The sequence below is a fragment of the Stenotrophomonas sp. SAU14A_NAIMI4_8 genome (assembly GCF_003086695.1).
Classification (GTDB): Bacteria; Pseudomonadota; Gammaproteobacteria; order Xanthomonadales; family Xanthomonadaceae; genus Stenotrophomonas.
This window is the reverse complement of record NZ_CP025999.1, coordinates 2000971-2018612: the sequence shown is the minus strand read 5'-3', so window position 1 is coordinate 2018612 and position 17642 is coordinate 2000971. Positions and strand designations below refer to the sequence as shown.

Below are 17642 nucleotides of genomic sequence, written 5' to 3'. Positions count from 1 at the left end.
CCCTCTGGCATCCGGAACAACCGGCCGCCCCGTTTCCCCAGGACCCGACGTGATCCGATTCCCGCTGCCCTGCCCCGCTGCTGCCGATGACACCCGCCCTGCGCTGGGCACTGCCGGGGCACGCGCATGAACGATTTCGTACGCATCGTCGAAGTCGGCCCGCGCGACGGGCTGCAGAACGAACAGCAGACCGTGTCCACCGCCGACAAGATCGCCCTGATCGATCGCCTGTCGGCCACCGGCCTGCGCAGCATCGAGGCCACCAGCTTCGTCAGCCCGCGCTGGGTACCACAGCTGGCCGATGCGACCGAGGTCTTCACCGGCATCAGCCGCCGCCCCGGCGTGGCCTACCCGGTACTGGTGCCCAACGAGCAGGGCTATGACCGCGCCGTGGCGGCGGGCGCACAGGAAGTGGCGGTGTTCACCGCCGCATCGGAAACCTTCAACCGCAAGAACACCAATGCCGGCATCGACGAATCGCTGGCCCGCTTCCAGCCGATCCTGCGCCGCGCCCTGGTCGACGGCGTGCGCGTGCGCGGCTACGTGTCCACCGTGCTCGGCTGCCCCTACCAGGGCGAGGTGCCGCTGGCCGACGTGGTGTGGGTGGCCCGCGCACTGCATCGCATGGGCTGTTACGAAATCTCGCTGGGCGACACCATCGGCGTCGGCACCCCGCACAAGGCCCGCGCCATGCTGCAGGCGGTAGCCGCCGAAATTCCCATGTCCGCGCTGGCCGTGCACTTCCACGACACCTATGGCCAGGCCATCGCCAACATCGCCACCTGCCTGGAAGAAGGCGTGCGCGTGGTCGACAGCGCGGTGTCCGGCGCCGGCGGCTGCCCCTATGCCAAGGGTGCCAGCGGCAACGTGGCCAGCGAAGACGTGGTCTACCTGCTGCGCGGTCTGGGCCTGGAAAGCGGGGTGGATCTGGATGCCCTGGCCGCCACCGGCCGCTGGCTGGCCGGGCTGTTGGGCCGCACCACCGCCAGCCGCACCGGCCAGGCATTGGCGGCCACATGACCGCCCGCGGCCCGCGCGACCGTCCGGCCCTCGGCGAACCTTCCGCCGCAACCGACGTCGCCCTGGCCGCACTGGACAGCGCGCTGGCCGCCACCCCGCCGCCCGCGCTGGCCGCACTGCTGAAACAGGCCCGCCAGGCCCTGCTGGACGAGCGCCAGCGCGCCCAGGACCATCAATCGCGCTACACCGCCTTGTTCGACGCGGTGCCCGACCCGGTCAGCATCCTCAGTGCCGAAGGCGTGGTGCTGGATGTGAACCGTGCCGGCATCCAGGCCTATGACCGCCCGCGCGACGCCATCGTCGGCCAGCCCATCGAACTGCTGAACCCCGACCTGCCCAGCGACCATCTGGAACCGGTCTGGGAGGCATTGAACCGCGGCGACACCTACGTCATCGAAGTGACCAACATGCGCGGCGACGGCAGCCGCTTCCCGGTGGAAGTGCACTCGGCCGGCTTCAGCGACCGGGGCGAGCGCTGCATCGTGGCGGTGGCGCGCGACCTCAGTGGTCGCTGGCGCGCCGAATCGCGCTACCGGCTGCTGATGGAATCGATCGACAAGGGCGTGATCCTGTTTGATCGCAACCTCAACGCCCTGTCGGCCAACCCGGCCGCGCACCGCATCCTGGGCCTGGCCGGCGATGGCACCGGCCTGCACTCGCTGCTGGACCCCGAGGCCTGGATCGTGGTGGACGAACACGGCCAGCCGCTGCCGACCGCCATGTGGCCGACCAACCGCTGTTTCCAGGCCGGGCGGGTGATCCGCAGCACCGTGATCGGCCTGTACCACCGCCCGCGCGGGCGCATGCTGTGGCTGTCGTGCACCAACGTGCCGGTGTTCAGCAGTGGCTGCGACGAGGCCGGGCATGTGTATGCGATGTTCAGCGACATTACCGAACTGAAGCGCAACAGCCTGCTGTTCTCGCGCGCGCAGTCGCTGGCCCATATCGGCGGCTGGGAATGGGACCGCGGCCTGCAGCGCCTGTACTTGACCGACGAGGCCCGCCACATCGTCGGCCAGCCCAACGACGTGCAGGACATGCCCGACCTGCTGGACTGCCTGCGCAGCGATGACCGTGCGGCCCTGCAGCAGGCGCTGGCCGACACCATCGAGCACCGCAGCAGCTTCGGGCTGGAGCTGCAGGGGCAGCGCCGCGACGGCCATTCGTTCTGGATCCGCATGATCGGCGAAGTCTCTACCGGCGATGTGGATGCCGCGCGCATCGCCGGCACCCTGCAGGACATCACCGAGCGCAAGCAGGCCGAGGAAACCCTGCGCGTGCAGGCACGCACCGATCCGCTGACCGGCATCATGAACCGCGATGCGGTACTGAGCGACCTGGAGGTGCGCATGGCCAGCCCCGGCCACGACCGGGTGGCGGTGCTGTACATCGACCTGGACCGCTTCAAGGTGGTCAACGACCTGCTGGGCCACAACGCCGGCGACGAGCTGCTGATCGAAGCCACCCAACGCATCGCCCGCGCGATCGGCACCGAGGGCCTGCTGGCCCGGTTTGGTGGCGACGAATTCCTGGTCATCTGCGATCTGCGCGACCAGCCCGACCAGGCCGAACAACTGGCCGAGCGCATCATCACCGCCTTCGTGCCGCCCTTCCAGCTGGGCAGCGACGAGTTCCCGGTGACGGCCAGCATCGGCATTGCCTGCGCCCCGCAGGATGGCGACCGGCCGCAGCAGCTCATCCAGAATGCCGACACCGCCATGTACGAGTGCAAGCGCCGCACCCGCAACGGCTGGCAGGTGTTTTCGCAGGAACTGGCCGAGCGCCAGAATGACCGTCTGCAGATCGAAAGCCGCCTGCACAAGGCGCTGGACGGCGATGAGTTCCGCCTGGTCTACCAGCCCCAGGTGAACCTGCGCACCGGCGCCACCATCGGCTGCGAGGCACTGATGCGCTGGCAGAACAGCCAACTGGGGGAAATGCGCCCGGACCTGTTCATCCGCCATGCCGAACATACCGGCGATATCGTGCGTATCGGCCACTGGGCGCTGCGCGAAGCCTGCCGCCAGGTGCGGCAGTGGCGCGACGACGGCCTGGGCGTGTTGCGGGTGGCGGTGAACGTGTCCTACCGCCAGTTCACCGGCGACGACCTGGCGCGCAACGTGCGCAGCCTGCTGGACGAGTTCGAACTGCCCGGTACCGCGCTGGAGCTGGAATTCACCGAGCGGGTGCTGATCGAGGACGCACCCGATACCCTGCGCACCTTCGCCCGCCTGCGCGAGATGGGGGTGATGCTGACCATCGACGATTTCGGCGAAGGCTACAGCGCACTGAACTACCTGCGTCGGCTGCCGATCCACGGGCTCAAGCTCAGCCAGCTGTTCGTGGAAGGCATTCCACGCAACCGCTCGGACGTGGCGGTGTGCGAGGCGGTCTGCGCGATCGCCCGCAGCCTGGGCCTGGGCGTGGTGGCCGAAGGCGTGGAAAACGAGGCCCAGCGGCAGTGCCTGCTCGACCTGGGCGTGACCGTCGGCCAGGGCTTCCTGTTCGCCCACGGGCTGGAGCCGACCGAGTTCGAGCGCCACTTGGCCCGCAGCCGCTGACCCCGCCCCTCTCGGCGCCAATACCACCCCGGTGGGTGCCAACCTTGGTTGGCACCATTCCCCCACCCGGTAGGTGCCAACCTTGGTTGGCACGATTTCCCGCCCGGTAGGTGCCAACCTTGGTCGGCACGATTCCCCGCCCGGTAGGTGCCAACCTTGGTTGGCACTGCTGGAACAGTCGAGCAAGCTCGACGCTACGTAAACCACCTATCCCACCCGCCTTTGCAGCACCGCACAACAGCGCACGCCGCACCTTCCGTTAGAATCGGCGGTTCTTGAACCTGCAGGACCGTGCAATGCAGCTGTCTTCCGTACGTGCCGTGATCACTGGCGGCGTTTCCGGCCTGGGCCTGGCCGTGGCCGAACACCTGGTCGCCCACGGTGGCAAGGTCGCCCTGTTCGATCTGAACGACGACAAGGGTGCCGCCGCGGTCGCCGCACTGGGCGCCGACAAGGCCCGCTACTTCAACGTCAATGTCAGCGATGAAGCGGCCGTGGCCGCCGCCATCGACCAGGCACACGATTTCCTGGGCGGGCTGAACCTGGCCATGAACTGCGCCGGCATCCTCGGTGCCGGCCGCGTGCTGGGCAAGGAGGCACCGATGCCGCTGGCCAACTTCCAGGGCACGGTCATGGTCAACCTGGTGGGCAGCTTCAACGTGGCCAAGGCCGCCGCCAACCGCATGCAGCACAACCCGGCCGGCGATGACGGCGAACGCGGCCTGATCATCAACACCGCCAGCGTGGCCGCCTACGAAGGCCAGATCGGCCAGGCCGCCTACTCGGCCAGCAAGGGCGGCGTGGTCGCCATGACCCTGCCGATGGCCCGCGAACTGTCGCGCTTCGGCATCCGGGTGAACACCATCGCCCCCGGCGTGTTCTGGACGCCCATGGTGGACGGCATGCCCGAGGCCGTGCAGCAGTCGCTGGCCGCCTCGATCCCGTTCCCCTCGCGCCTGGGCAAGCCGGAAGACTTCGCCAGTCTGGTCGGCCACATCATCGGCAACACCTACCTCAATGGCGAGACCATCCGCCTGGACGGCGCTACCCGCCTCGCTCCGAAGTGATTCCCCCGGGCGCCGGGATGGCGCCCTCCCCCAACCGACCTAGAACACCATGAAAGCCAACGACATCAAGAAGGGCAACGTCGTCGAGTACAACAACGGCGTGTACCAGATCCGCGACATCGAACGCAGCTCGCCGCAGGGCCGCGGCGGCAACGTGCGCTTCCGTTTCATCATGTACAGCGTGCCGGGCGGCAACAAGCTCGATGCCAGCTTCGATGCCGATGACAACCTGGTCGAAGTGGAACTGCTGCGCCGCCAGTCCACCTATTCGTACAAGGATGGCGATGCCTTTGTGTTCCTGGATGACGAGGATTACACCCCGTACACCCTGGATGCCGATGTGATCGGCGACGACGCCGGCTACATCACCGACGGCCTGAACGGCATCTACGTGCAGGTGATCGACGAACTGCCGGTGGCGATCCAGCTGCCGCAGAACGTGACCCTGGAAGTGGTGGAAACCCCGCCGGAACTGAAGGGCGGCACCGCCACCAAGCGCCCGAAGCCGGCCAAGCTGAATACCGGTCTGGAAATCATGGTGCCGGAATACATCAGCAACGGTGAGCGCGTGCTGGTGAACACCACCACCGGCGAATTCGCCGGCCGCGCCGACTGAGCGCCCTGCGCCGGGCATGGCCCGGCGCTACCGCTGTTCGTAGAGTCGAGCTTGCTCGACTGCTCCAAGTGTGCCAACCAAGGTTGGCACCTACCAGGAACGGGCGTGCCAACCAAGGTTGGCGCCTACCAGAAACGCGCGGCCGACCACGCGCGTTCGGGCAATGCCGTCGAGCAAGCTCGACGCTACGGGGCGGGCGCGGCGAAGCGGCCGCAGCCGTGATACTGGCGGGTGCCCACGGTCAGCATGGCGGTGGCGTCGAAATCCTGCCCACTCATGTCGTCCTGACAGGGCGTGCGCTGGAAGCTGAGCTTGATATCGGTGCCATCGGTGGCCTTACCCACCCAGCCATCGGCACCTTCGGTCGGCGTCGGCACCTGGAAACGGCGCTGGCCATAATCCACTTCAACCTGCAGGCCCGGCGCCGGTCCGCCGACAACGGCCAGCCAGCCCGGCTCATTGCCGGTCGCGCGGAAAACAGGCTCGCTGGCTGCCGTCGTGCCCGATGCGGGCGCTTCCGGGGATGCACTGGAGGTGGGGCGCGCGGGCTGGCACGCGGCCAGCACAGCGGCGAGGGAGACGGCCATCAAGGCGGAAACTGCACGCATGGCGTGGCTCCTTGTCGCAACTACAGGAACCCTGACCCTACCACTGCGCTGTAAACGGGCACTGAAACCGGGCCCTGCGCACTGACGCACGGTTCAGGCAGGGTCGCCAGCAGACGCGGCCTGCTCGCGCAGCCGGGTGGACAGCACGGCCAGGTTGGCATCAATCGCATCCATCTGCTGGCGCTGCTTCGGCGGCAGCTGCGCGCGCAACTGCAGGCGCAGCGCCTGCCAGGCCGGCACCGACTGCGCACTGGCCTGCGCGACCTCGCGTGCCAGCGCGGCCTGTTCGTCGTCAAGCGGCAGCCCGTAGCCCTGCCCCGGCAGCAGCGCACCCGGACGCAGCCACTGCCCGCTCTGCTGCAGCAGGCTGCGCAGGTCCGCGGTGGCCGCACTGTCAGGTGCCGCCAGCAACCGCCGCTTCAGCAGGTCGCGGGCGCGCAATTCGGCCCGGCGCTGCGCCGCTTGTTCCAGCAACAGCAGGGCGGCGGTGGCGCGCATATCGCCGCGCTGCAGCCAGGGCCCACGCTGTTCCGGCGCAAGCTTCAACCAACCCGATACCGTGTCCGCCGGCAGATCGAGCTGCGTGGCCGCCACCGTGAACAACTGCTGGTAGTGATCGCGCGCAGAGGCAAAGTAATAGCCCTGCGCCTGTGCCGATGCACGGTCGGCCAGTACCGTTTCATCCAGCGCCTGCACGCGCACCAGACGCTTGCGCAGGCCGCGCGGCGTCAACTGCGCCAGGCCCACCTGGCCCAGGCGTGGCACGCCGGCCTGCAGCAGCTTGGCGGTTTCCACCGCGCAGTTGTTGCTGACGAAGAAATAGCGGCCGTCGTAGCTCCAGTGCACCTGCGCGGTGCGTTCCAGCAGACTGGCGATCTCGCCGCGGTCCAGCTGCAACGGCAGTGACTGCAGGCCGCGCAGCTCCACCTTGGTGTACTCGTCCACCACCTGCTGTAACGGCAGCACGAACAGGCGCGAGGGGTAGCCGCCGGTCAGCCCGCGCCAGTTGGAAATCTGCACATCCCCCACGAACGCGCGGAACGACAGCACGCGGTGGTAGGCCAGATCCAAACGGCAATCTGGGCCAGGCGCGCGGCCCGGGCGACAGATCACCAGGCGCAGCATGCTGTGGCCCCAGCGGCTCATCGGCTGCGCACTGCCCTCGGCAAACAGGTAGTCCACCGCGTACACCCGCGCCGGGTCCAGGCGCAGCAGCGAGGCTGCACCTTCTTCATCGTCGGCCTGCAGCAGTGGCAGCTGCACCGGGCACTGCGGTGCGGGCAGCGACGGCGGCACACCGAAGTGGGCGTGGTACCACTGCGCCAACGCCGGGCGGCGGCAACCGTAATCTGCATCCAGCAGGAAGTATTCGGCGTTCACCGCCAGGTACTCGGCCGCGCTGTGGCGCTCGTAGGCATCCGGGCTGCGATCGGTGAACGCGTTGTCACCCCGTCCCAGGTGCCAGGGCCGCCGCTGCCAGCCGGCCAGGTCTCGCCAACGCGCGCTGCGTGACCATTGCCCGTCTGCGCGATCGGCCACGTGCACCAGCTCGTGCACCAGCGCACTGCGCCGCGCGCGGCGTGCGCCCGGCGCGACGTCATCCAGCAGCGCGCGACGCAGCGCGATGCCGCCGGCGAACGCACGGCCATGCACGTCCGACGGCAGGTCGGTACGCCAGCCCACCCGCACCGGCTCTGGCAGTGCCTGCAGCAGACCGGCAGGCAGCAGGGCCTGCACATCGTCCAGGGTCTGCTGCGCGGTGTGCTGTTGCGCGGCGGTCAGTCCGGCCGGGTCGAGTTGCAGGCGCTCGGCGGCATGTGCGGCCGGCGCCACCAACCACGCCATCACGGCAATCCCGACCGCCACCGCAGCGCGCCACGGTAGCGCCGGGCCATGCCCGGCGACGGTGGTGGCCGAGCTCATTGCGCCCGCATCAACGGGCCAGCAGTGCCCGCGCCAGTTCCAGATCGCTCTGCTGCTGCGCGCCGGCATCCTGCTCGCGCAGGTGCACCAGCGCCGCCTGCAGGCGCGCACCACGGATCTGGCCATCGGTGGCCACGAAGGCGGCCGCATCATCGCGCGCGGCCAGCACCACCTTGTCATCACCGGAGCTGCTGCCTGACGAACCGGACGAGGCGCCGGTGGCCGAACCGGCCGAGGTACCGGCGAAGCTGGAAGCGAAGCCGGCCAGCGGCAGGGACAGCAGGGCAAGCATCAGCGCGGATCGGATCATGGTGTGCGGTTCGCAGTGGGGATGGGTGAAGCGTAACGGCATCGTGAAGAAGATGTGCGACTCAGACGTCGAACAGCTTGCCGGGATTCAGCCGTGCTTCCGGATCGAAGGCGCGCTTGACCGCCTTCATCAACGCGATCTCGGCTGGGCCACGGGTGCTGTCCAGGTGACCCTTCTTGACCAGGCCAATGCCGTGCTCGGCGGAAATGCTGCCATCGAAGCGCGCCAGCACCTGCGCCAGCAGCTTGGTCACATGCTCGCACTGCGTTACGAAATCGGCATCACTGGTGTCATCGGGCTTGAGCACGTTGATATGCAGGTTGCCATCGCCGATATGGCCGAACCAGACCACGTCGAAATGCGGGTAGGCCTGGCCGATCAGCCCCTGGGTTTCGGCCAGGAACGCCGGCATGGCCGAAATCCGCACCGATACATCGTTCTTGTACGGCTTGTAGCGGGCCAGCGCTTCGGTGATGCCCTCGCGCAGGCGCCACAGCTGGCCCGCCTGGGCATCGCTGGCGCTGATCACGCCGTCGCTGACCCAGCCATTGCCCATGCAGTCTTCGAAGGCGGCCATCGCCGCGGCTTCCTGCGCCTCGTCGTTGGCCGCGAACTCGGTCACCACGTAGTACGGGTGTACTTCGTCGAACGGTGCCTGCGCCCCATGCGCCAGCACGTGTTCCAGCGCCCGGTCGGTGAAGAATTCGAAGGCCTGCAGCTGCAGGCGCGCGCGGAACGCGGCGAACACCTGCATCAGCACGTCGAAGCTGGGCACCGCCAGCAGCATCACGTTGCTGGCCGGCGGCGGGTCGGTCAGCTTCACGGTGGCTTCCACGATCACGCCCAGCGTGCCTTCCGAACCGATCAGCAGCTGGCGGAAGTCGTAGCCGCTGGAGTTCTTGATAAGCCCCTTGTTGAGCTCCAGCAGCTCGCCGTTGGCGGTCACCACCTTCAGGCCGGCGATCCACTCGCGGGTGTTGCCGTAACGGATCACGCGGATGCCGCCGGCATTGGTGGCGATGTTGCCGCCGATCGAGCAGGAACCGCGCGCGGCAAAATCCACCGGGTAGATCAGGCCGTGTTCCAGCGCGGCGTTGTGCAGGGCTTCCAGCGGCATGCCGGCCTGCACCACCAGGGTACGGTCCACGGCATCGTAGGCCAGCGCCTTGTTCATGCGCTCCAGGCTGAGCACCAGCTCGCCGTTGGCCGCCACCGCGCCGCCGGACAGCCCCGTACGGCCACCGGAGGGCACCACGGCCACGCCTTCGGCCGCGCACCAGCACATCACCGCCTGCACCTCTTCCACCGTGGCGGGCAGCGCGATGACCAGCGGTGCCGGGGTCCAGCGCCGGGTCCAGTCGCGGCCGTAGTGTTCCAGGTCGGCGGGCTCGGTCTTCAGCTTCAGGCCGGGACAGGCCTGCTGCAGCGAGGCGATGCGGGAATCGGTCATGACGGTCCAGCGCGGTGCGTGAAGAACGGGCAAGCGTGCCAGCGGCGCGGGCGGGCGTCCAGTCCCGTCGGCACGCGGCGATAGGTTCGAATGCAACCAATTCCGCACTGCACCATGGCGGCGGTGATCTGGCATAGTGAGCGGCCCCTGTCCCACTGGCCGTGCCGTCCCATGTCGCCGAAGAAGACCTCGTTCCCCAAGCAGGATATCCGCGTGCTGTTGCTGGAGGGGGTCAGCCAGACCGCCGTGGAGGTGTTCACCGCCGCCGGCTACAGCCAGATCGAGGCCCACAGCAAGGCCCTGCCCGAAGACGAACTGAAGGCGCGCATCGCCGAGGCACACATCGTCGGCATCCGTTCGCGCAGCCAGCTCAGTGCCGAGGTGCTGGCCGAGGCCAAGCGCCTGATCGCGGTGGGCTGCTTCTGCATCGGCACCAACCAGGTGGACCTGGATGCGGCCGAGCTGGCCGGCATTCCGGTGTTCAACGCCCCCTATTCCAACACCCGCAGCGTGGCCGAACTGGTGATTGCCGAGGCGATCATGCTGACCCGTGGCATTCCGCAGAAGAACGCCGAATGCCATCGCGGCGGCTGGTCGAAGTCGGCCAGCGGCAGCCACGAGGTGCGCGGCAAGACCCTGGGCATCATCGGCTACGGCCATATCGGCACCCAGGTGGGCGTGCTGGCCGAATCGCTGGGCATGCAGGTGATCTTCCACGACGTGGAAACCAAGCTGGCGCTGGGCAATGCCCGCGCCGCGGCCAGCCTGGATGACCTGCTGGCGCGCGCCGACATCATCACCCTGCACGTGCCGGAAACCGCGGCCACGCAGTGGATGATCGGCAGCACCGAGCTCGCGAAGATGCGCAAGGGTGCACACGTGATCAACGCCGCACGCGGCACCGTGGTCGACATCGATGCGCTGGATGCCGCCCTGGCCAGCGGCCACATTGGTGGCGCGGCGCTGGACGTGTTCCCGGTCGAGCCCAAGGGCAACGGCGATGTCTTCGAATCGCCGCTCACCCGCCACGACAACGTGATCCTGACCCCGCACGTGGGCGGCAGCACCCTGGAAGCACAGGACAACATCGGCGTGGAAGTGGCGGCCAAGCTGGTGCGCTACAGCGACAACGGCAGCACCCTGTCAGCGGTCAACTTCCCGGAAGTGACCCTGCCCGAGCATGCCGACAGCCTGCGCCTGCTGCACATCCACCAGAATGTGCCGGGCGTGCTGTCGAAGGTGAACGAGATCTTCTCGCGTCACAACGTGAACATCGACGGCCAGTTCCTGCGTACCGACCCGAAGGTGGGTTACGTGGTGATCGACATCACCGCCAGCGAGGAACAGGCCAGCGCCGTGCGCGACGAGCTGGCCGCGATTGCGGGCACGTTGCGGACGCGCATTTTGTATTGACCCTGGCACCGCGCCATCCACGCATGGCGTGGATCTACCGGTAGCGCCGGGCCATGCCCGGCGGAATGCATCAACGCGCCAACCACCGGCGCGCCATGCGCTGCATCGATGCGTCCGATTGCGGATCTGCCGCGACCTCGGCCACCGGCCGCCAGGCCAGCGCCAACGATTCCTCGCTCAGCACGAAGGCTTCACCGCCCAGCGCACGGATGACGAAACGCACGTCGTAATGCCAATGCCCCGGCACGTCCTTGCGTTCGGGAATCCAGTGCTTGTCCAGGTCGAAGATGGCCGGGTCTTCCAGCACCAGGCCGGTCAGGCCCGACTCCTCCTCGCCTTCCTTCAGCGCCACGTGGGCCAGGTCGCGGTTGCCATCAGCATGCCCGCCCAGCTGCAGCCAACGCTGCAGCTTGCGGTGGTGGGTCAGCAGCACGCGCTGGCCATCGGCGCTGACCAGCCAGCAGCTGGCGGTGAAATGCCCGGCCAGGCGCTCGCGACGGAACGGATCTTCCGGATCGTCCAGCAATGTGCCGAATTCGGCAGCCAGCTCGCCGTGGGACGGCTCCCGGCCGGCATAGTCCTGCAGCAGGCTGCGCAGCCGATCATCAAGCACGGCAAGGGATTGGACGGATTCGTTCATGAATGCGGGGCGATCTGGAAAACATCGGCCATTATCGCCGCGCATTGTTGCGATTGCGCTTGTGCGGTGGCTTCAGCTTTGGCTAAGGTACAGCGGGCCGTTCGCACGGCCTTCACCATTCCAGGCCGCCGGCAACGTATCGGCAGCCCTCCCAATCCGATCATCAGGAAAGTTCTGCATGCTGAAAGCTCTGTTGAGGGTCAAGCCGGTACAACCGGCCGGGCACGTCGATGCTGGCGAACCCATCGAAGGCAGCCTGGACGGCGAAGCCACGTTGAAACGGACCCTCACGGCTAAACACCTCATCCTGCTGGGCGTAGGTGCGGTGATCGGCGCAGGTATCTTCGTGCTCACCGGCCAGGCCGCGGCCAACCACGCCGGCCCGGCGGTGATGCTGTCGTTCGTGCTGGCCGGCTTCGCCTGTGCCCTGGCGGGCCTGTGCTACGCCGAATTCGCCGCGATGATGCCGGTGTCCGGCAGCGCCTATTCCTATTCCTACGCCACCCTGGGCGAAGGCATGGCCTGGTTCATCGGCTGGTGCCTGGTGCTGGAATACCTGTTCGCCTCGGCCTCGGTGGCCGTGGGCTGGTCGGCGTACCTGATCAGCTTCATCACCACCACCCTGCACATGCCGTTCCCGGACCTGCTCAGCGCCGCGCCCATCGCCTGGACCGGCAGCGAATTCGTATCGTCGGGCAAGCTGTTCAACCTGCCGGCGGTGCTGATCGTGGCGGCCGTGTCGGGCCTGCTGTACGTGGGCGTGACCCAGTCCGCGTTCGTCAACGCGATCATCGTGGCGATCAAGGTCACCGTCATCTGCCTGTTCATCGGCATCGGCGCGGCCCATGTCGACCCGGCCAACTGGCAGCCGTTCATTCCGGAAAACACCGGCGTGCCGGGTGAGTTCGGCTGGAGTGGCATCTTCCGCGCGGCCACCATCGTGTTCTTCGCCTACATCGGCTTCGATGCGGTCTCCACCGCCGCCGGTGAAACCAAGGACCCGCAGCGCAACATGCCGATCGGGCTGCTCGGTTCGCTGGCCGTGTGCACCGTGGTCTACATCATCGTCTGTGCGGTGCTGACCGGCATGATGCCGTACCACCTGCTGGGCACCGACAAGCCGGTGGCTACCGCGCTGGAACCCTACCCGACCCTGGCCTGGCTGAAGACCTTCGTCGAGATCGGCGCCATCGCCGGCCTGTCCTCGGTGGTGCTGGTGATGATGATGGGCCAGACCCGCATCGCCTACACGATCTCGCGCGACGGCCTGCTGCCGAAGTTCTTCGGCAAGGTGCATGCCCGCTTCCGCACGCCCTACTGGGCCACGATCGTGGTCGGCGTCATCGCCGCCGCGCTGGCCGGCCTGGTGCCGCTGAACGTGCTGGGCGAACTGGTATCGATGGGCACCCTGCTGGCCTTCGCCACCGTCTGCATCGGCGTGCTGGTGCTGCGCTACAGCCGCCCGGAACTGCATCGCCCGTTCCGCGTGCCGGCGGTGTGGATCATCTGCCCGCTGGGTGCGGCCACCTGCCTGTTCCTGTTCTGGCAGGCGTTCGTGGTGCATTGGCACCTGTTCGTCGGCTGGACCGTGCTGGGCATGCTGATCTACCTGGGTTACGGCATGCGCAACAGCAAGCTGGCCAAGTCGCCCTGATCCCCCTACGGGCCGGCCCTGCGCCGGCCCGTCCGTTTTCCCCCGCGCCGCCTCGAACGGCGCTTCGACAAGACCGACACACATGTTCAAGCAACTGTGGGCCACCAAGCATCCGCATGCCGCCCATGAAGACGCCAACGGGCTGAGCCTGCGCCGCCACCTGGGCCCCTGGGGCCTGACCGCGCTGGGCATCGGCGCGGTGATCGGCGGCGGCATCTTCGTCATCACCGGCCAGGCCGCGGCCAACCACGCCGGCCCGGCCATCATGCTGTCGTTCGTGCTGGCCGCGATCTGCTGCGCGTTCTGCGCCCTGGCCTATGCCGAGTTCGCCGCGATGGTGCCGGTGTCCGGCAGCGCCTACACCTACACCTACGCCACCTTCGGCGAGCTCTCGGCCTGGTTCATCGGCTGGATGCTGGTGCTGGAATACGGCGTGTCGGCCTCGGCGGTGGCGGTCAGCTGGACCGGCTACTTCCTCAGCTTCCTCAGTCAGTTCGACATCCATCTACCGGCCGCGCTGGTCAGCGCGCCGCTGGACGCGCAGCTACGCCCGACCGGTGCGATCGCCAACATTCCCGCCGCCATCCTGGTGCTGCTGCTCACCTGGCTGTGCTACGTGGGCATCAGCAAGTCTTCGGCGATGAACATGGCCATGGTCATCCTCAAGACCGGCCTGATCGTGCTGGTGATCGTGGTCGGCTGGAAGTACGTGGACACCAGCAACTGGACCCCGTTCATTCCGGCCAACGAAGGCCCGGGCAAGTACGGCATGGAAGGCGTGCTGCGCGGCGCGGCCATGGTGTTCTTCGCCTACATCGGTTTCGAGGCTGTGTCGGTGGCCGCGCAGGAATCGCACCGCCCTCAGCGCGACATGCCGATCGGCATGATGCTGTCGCTGGTGATCTGCACCGTGCTGTACATCGCCATGGCCGCGGTGATGACCGGCCTGGTGCCGTTCCAGCTGCTGGGCACCGACGAACCGGTGGTGACCGCCGTGGCCGCGCATCCGCAGCTGGGCTGGCTGCGCTGGGTGGTGGAAGTGGGCGCCCTGATCGGCCTGGCCTCGGTGGTGCTGGTGATGGTGATCGGCCAGCCGCGCATCTTCATGATCATGGGCCGCGATGGCCTGCTGCCGCCGGTGTTCACCAAGATCCACCCGAAGTACCGCACCCCGCACATCAATACGGTCATCACCGGCATCGGCATCGCCCTGCTGGCGGCGCTGTTCCCGCTGGATATCCTGGGCGAGCTGACCTCGATGGGTACGCTGATCGCCTTCGCAGCGGTGTGTGCCGGCGTGCTGATCCTGCGCCGCACCCAGCCGGACCTGCCGCGCCCGTTCCGCATTCCGGCGGCCTGGCTGGTCTGCAGTCTGGGCGTGATCAGCTGCCTGGCACTGCTGTCGGCGATGACGCTGCACAACTGGATGCTGATGGGCGTGTGGACCGTCGTCGGCTTCGTGATCTATTTCGGCTACGGCTTCAAGCACAGCCGCCTGCGGGGGTAGATCCACGCCATGCGTGGATGAACGCTGTCCGACGAACGATGCTCCTGTAGAGCCGAGCCATGCTCGGCTGCGAGCAAGCGCAGCGCCGCGACCCGCTTTCCGCTCTTCCCTCTTCACTCCGTGGCTGGCGCGCACGGAACCTGTCCGTGGCCGGGCGGGGTGGGCTGGCGGGACCGCACGCGCCATGGGCCCGAGGCATGCCTCGGGCGGGTTGGGCAGGACGCCCAACCCCGGTCTTGCCGGGCGCGCAGGATTGCGCGCGCGAGCAAGGCGCCTACGAGCCTCCATGGACGGATTTACGGCGTGTCCCGCCAGCCCACCCCGCCCGGCCAACCCAGGGAATCAGAACGGCGACCCAACCACGAGGGGCTCAGCCGTTGGCCGAATCCAGTAAAATCACCCGCATGAACGCCCCCACCTTCCCCTACGACACCGCGCGCCTGAGCGAACTGGCCCAGCTGCTGATCGACAACGTCCGCGAACTGGCCCAGGCCGGCTGGACCCCGGCCACCAGCAGCAACTTCTCCCACCGCCTGGACGACCGCCACGCCGCGATCACCGTCTCGGGCAAGGACAAGGGCCGCCTGATCGAGGACGACATCATGGTGGTGGATTTCGACGGCCAGGCCGTCGGCCGCCCGCTGCGCCCGTCCGCCGAAACCCTGCTGCACACCCAGCTGTATCGCCGCTTCCCCGACGTGGGCTGCGTGCTGCACACCCACTCCCCGGTACAGACCATCGCCTCGCGCCTGTATGCCCCGCAGCGCCACATCCGGGTGGAAGGCTACGAGCTGCTGAAGGCCTTCGCCGGCAACAGCACCCACGAAATGGCCATCGACATCCCGGTGTTCGCCAATACCCAGGACATGAACGTGCTCTCGGCCCAGGTCGATGACCTGCTGGACCGCCAGCCGCTGTGGGGCTACCTGATCGACGGCCACGGCCTGTACGCCTGGGGCCGCGACATGGCCGAAGCGCGCCGCCACATGGAAGCCTTCGAGTTCCTGCTGCACTGCGAACTGGAACTGCGCAAGCTGCGCGGCTGAACCATCGCGCACAGGCACATGCCCATTGGCCATCTGGCCGCCGCCTGCACCCTGCTACCCTGTCTTTCCCCCGGAATGTTCAAGCTGCCGCCATGAGCCGACTGCGCATCTACGACGACACCCGCCCCGACTCGCCGCTGCTGGATACCCAGGACGGCGCGGTCATCGCTGCCGAACTGCAGAAGATCGGCGTTACCTTCGAGCGCTGGCAGGCCGCCGCGCCGGTTGCCCCCGGCGCCAGCCAGGATGAGGTGTTCGCCGCCTACCGCGCCGACATCGACCGCCTGGTGGCCGAGCGCGGCTTCAAGAGCGTGGACGTGGCCTCGATCGCCCCGGACAACCCGAACCGCGCCGAACTGCGCAAGAAGTTCCTCGACGAGCACTTCCACAAGGAAGACGAGGTGCGTTTCTTCGTCGCCGGCTCCGGCCTGTTCACCCTGCACGTGGGCGACAAGGTGTACGAGATCGAATGCGTGAAGGACGACCTGATCGCGGTGCCCGATGGCACCACGCACTGGTTCGACATGGGCGATGAGCCCAGCTTCGTGGCGATCCGTTTCTTCACCGAGCCGGATGGCTGGGTCGGTCATTTCACCGGCACCGACATCGCGCAGAAATTCCCGCGTTACATTCCTACCCAGGCGTCCTGATCCATGCAGCCCCGCGTCATCCTGACCGATATCGAAGGCACCACCAGCAGCATTTCGTTCGTCAAGAACGTGCTGTTCCCCTACGCCCGCCAAGCCCTGCCGGCGTTCGTGGCCGAGCACGGCCAGCAACCGGAGATCCGCCGCTGGCTGGATGCGGTGGCCACCGAGATCGGCGGCGCCTGCCAGGACAGCCTGGTGGTGGAAACGCTGCAGGGCTGGATCGACCAGGACCGCAAGCACACCGCATTGAAGGCGCTGCAGGGCGTGATCTGGGATACCGGCTACCGCCGCGGCGACTACACCGCCCACTTCTACCCCGAAGTGGCGCCGGTGCTGAAGGGCTGGCACGCCTCGGGCCTGCCGCTGTACGTGTATTCGTCCGGCTCGGTGCCGGCGCAGAAGCTGTTCTTCGGTTTCAGCGACGCAGGCGACCTGAGCCCGCTGGTGTCGGGCTGGTTCGATACCGAAGTGGGCGGCAAGCGTGAGGCCGACAGCTACCGCCGCATCGTGCAGTCCATTGGCGTGCCGGCCGGCGAGATCCTGTTCCTGTCCGATGTGGTGGAAGAGCTGGACGCCGCGCGCGAGGCCGGGCTGCAGACCCGCCTGATCGATCGCCTGGACGATTACCCGCTGCCGCGTACCGGCCAGGCCGCCAACGGCCACGAGCGGGTCGAGAATTTCCAGCAGATCCAGCTGTAACTGCAGAGGGCAGATGCCAACCAAGGTTGGCATGCGCCCGAAGTCCCCGGTAGATGCCAACCTTGGTTGGCATGCTCCTGGATGTGCCAACCAAGGTTGGCACCTACCAAAGCGGGATTCGTATGCCCAACGGTGATCGGTAGATGCCAACCTTGGTTGGCATGCTCCTGGTGTGCCAACCAAGGTTGGCACCTACCCGTGCGGGGTGTTCCGCCCTCAACGGTCGTTGAGGGTTTTCACCTGCAAGGCGGCACGCAATGCGCCCAGATCCACCGGGCCGCGCACGGCGATGTCGCGCGTCTCGCCCGGCACCGGTAGATGCCAACCTTGGTTGGCATGCTCCTGGATGTGCCAACCAAGGTTGGCACCTACCAAAGCGGGATTCGTATGCCCAACGGTGATCGGTAGATGCCAACCTTGGTTGGCATGCTCCTGGTGTGCCAACCAAGGTTGGCACCTACCCGTGCGGGGTGTTCCG

General features: G+C 67.5%; 15 protein-coding genes and 1 pseudogene. 10 read left to right on the top strand and 6 right to left on the bottom strand.

Annotation, left to right across the window (positions count from 1 at the left end; all coding sequences use genetic code 11):
• The first annotated feature begins 126 nt into the window (after positions 1-126).
• The 4 genes from C1930_RS09375 to yeiP all read left to right on the top strand — a co-directional run bounded on the left by C1930_RS09375 (position 127) and on the right by yeiP (position 5264).
• The gene (locus tag C1930_RS09375) at positions 127-1020 is read left to right on the top strand and encodes a hydroxymethylglutaryl-CoA lyase (protein WP_108752973.1); all 894 of its coding nucleotides are present in this window, start codon (positions 127-129) and stop codon (positions 1018-1020) included.
• Positions 1017-3581: an EAL domain-containing protein gene (locus C1930_RS09370; RefSeq protein ID WP_108771570.1), complete on the top strand. Its 2565-nt coding sequence runs from the start codon at positions 1017-1019 to the stop codon at positions 3579-3581. The genes C1930_RS09375 and C1930_RS09370 overlap by 4 nt, the downstream gene beginning before the upstream one ends.
• Positions 3582-3877: 296 nt before the next feature.
• Positions 3878-4648 (top strand): SDR family NAD(P)-dependent oxidoreductase, encoded by a 771-nt coding sequence (locus C1930_RS09365; RefSeq protein WP_108752971.1) that lies wholly within the window; start codon positions 3878-3880, stop codon positions 4646-4648.
• A 49-nt stretch (positions 4649-4697) separates the two neighbouring features.
• Positions 4698-5264 carry an elongation factor P-like protein YeiP gene (gene yeiP, locus C1930_RS09360; protein ID WP_108749488.1) on the top strand — a complete coding sequence of 189 codons (567 nt, stop codon included), beginning with the start codon at positions 4698-4700 and terminating at the stop codon, positions 5262-5264.
• Between the two features lie 185 nt (positions 5265-5449).
• Here the strand turns inward: yeiP and C1930_RS09355 are convergent.
• The 4 genes and pseudogenes from C1930_RS09355 to C1930_RS09340 form a co-directional block, all read right to left on the bottom strand.
• Positions 5450-5740: pseudogene (locus tag C1930_RS09355) on the bottom strand (hypothetical protein); the annotation flags it as partial.
• A gap of 225 nt (positions 5741-5965) precedes the next feature.
• Positions 5966-7795, bottom strand: coding sequence for a DUF4105 domain-containing protein (locus tag C1930_RS09350; protein ID WP_108771568.1), 1830 nt, complete (start codon positions 7793-7795; stop codon positions 5966-5968).
• A gap of 10 nt (positions 7796-7805) precedes the next feature.
• A complete protein-coding gene (locus C1930_RS09345; protein ID WP_108756073.1) occupies positions 7806-8105 on the bottom strand; it encodes a DUF2388 domain-containing protein in 300 nt (99 codons plus the stop codon).
• A gap of 61 nt (positions 8106-8166) precedes the next feature.
• Positions 8167-9555 (bottom strand): FAD-binding oxidoreductase, encoded by a 1389-nt coding sequence (locus C1930_RS09340; RefSeq protein WP_108771567.1) that lies wholly within the window; start codon positions 9553-9555, stop codon positions 8167-8169.
• A 171-nt stretch (positions 9556-9726) separates the two neighbouring features.
• On the opposite strand from C1930_RS09340, the gene serA reads away from it, so the two are divergent.
• On the top strand, positions 9727-10968 hold the full coding sequence (serA, locus tag C1930_RS09335) for a phosphoglycerate dehydrogenase (RefSeq protein WP_108771566.1): 1242 nt from the start codon (positions 9727-9729) through the stop codon (positions 10966-10968).
• Between the two features lie 70 nt (positions 10969-11038).
• Here serA and C1930_RS09330 read toward each other — a convergent pair whose 3' ends face one another.
• Positions 11039-11608: an NUDIX hydrolase gene (locus C1930_RS09330; protein WP_234412759.1), complete on the bottom strand. Its 570-nt coding sequence runs from the start codon at positions 11606-11608 to the stop codon at positions 11039-11041.
• Between the two features lie 178 nt (positions 11609-11786).
• Here C1930_RS09330 and C1930_RS09325 point away from each other — a divergent pair, with 178 nt between their 5' ends.
• From C1930_RS09325 to mtnC, 5 genes are all read left to right on the top strand, one after another.
• On the top strand, positions 11787-13262 hold the full coding sequence (locus C1930_RS09325; protein WP_108749481.1) for an amino acid permease: 1476 nt from the start codon (positions 11787-11789) through the stop codon (positions 13260-13262).
• Positions 13263-13344: 82 nt separating this feature from the next.
• Positions 13345-14769 carry an amino acid permease gene (locus tag C1930_RS09320; protein WP_108771564.1) on the top strand — a complete coding sequence of 475 codons (1425 nt, stop codon included), beginning with the start codon at positions 13345-13347 and terminating at the stop codon, positions 14767-14769.
• Between the two features lie 404 nt (positions 14770-15173).
• Positions 15174-15815: a methylthioribulose 1-phosphate dehydratase gene (locus C1930_RS09315; protein WP_108771563.1), complete on the top strand. Its 642-nt coding sequence runs from the start codon at positions 15174-15176 to the stop codon at positions 15813-15815.
• Between the two features lie 92 nt (positions 15816-15907).
• Positions 15908-16465, top strand: a complete 558-nt coding sequence (locus tag C1930_RS09310) for an acireductone dioxygenase (RefSeq protein WP_108756069.1) — start codon at positions 15908-15910, stop codon at positions 16463-16465.
• A gap of 3 nt (positions 16466-16468) precedes the next feature.
• Positions 16469-17164 (top strand): acireductone synthase, encoded by a 696-nt coding sequence (gene mtnC / locus C1930_RS09305; protein WP_108752960.1) that lies wholly within the window; start codon positions 16469-16471, stop codon positions 17162-17164.
• Between the two features lie 216 nt (positions 17165-17380).
• Here mtnC and C1930_RS20225 read toward each other — a convergent pair whose 3' ends face one another.
• Positions 17381-17608 carry a hypothetical protein gene (locus C1930_RS20225; protein ID WP_159093579.1) on the bottom strand — a complete coding sequence of 76 codons (228 nt, stop codon included), beginning with the start codon at positions 17606-17608 and terminating at the stop codon, positions 17381-17383.
• Positions 17609-17642: the final 34 nt, after the last annotated feature.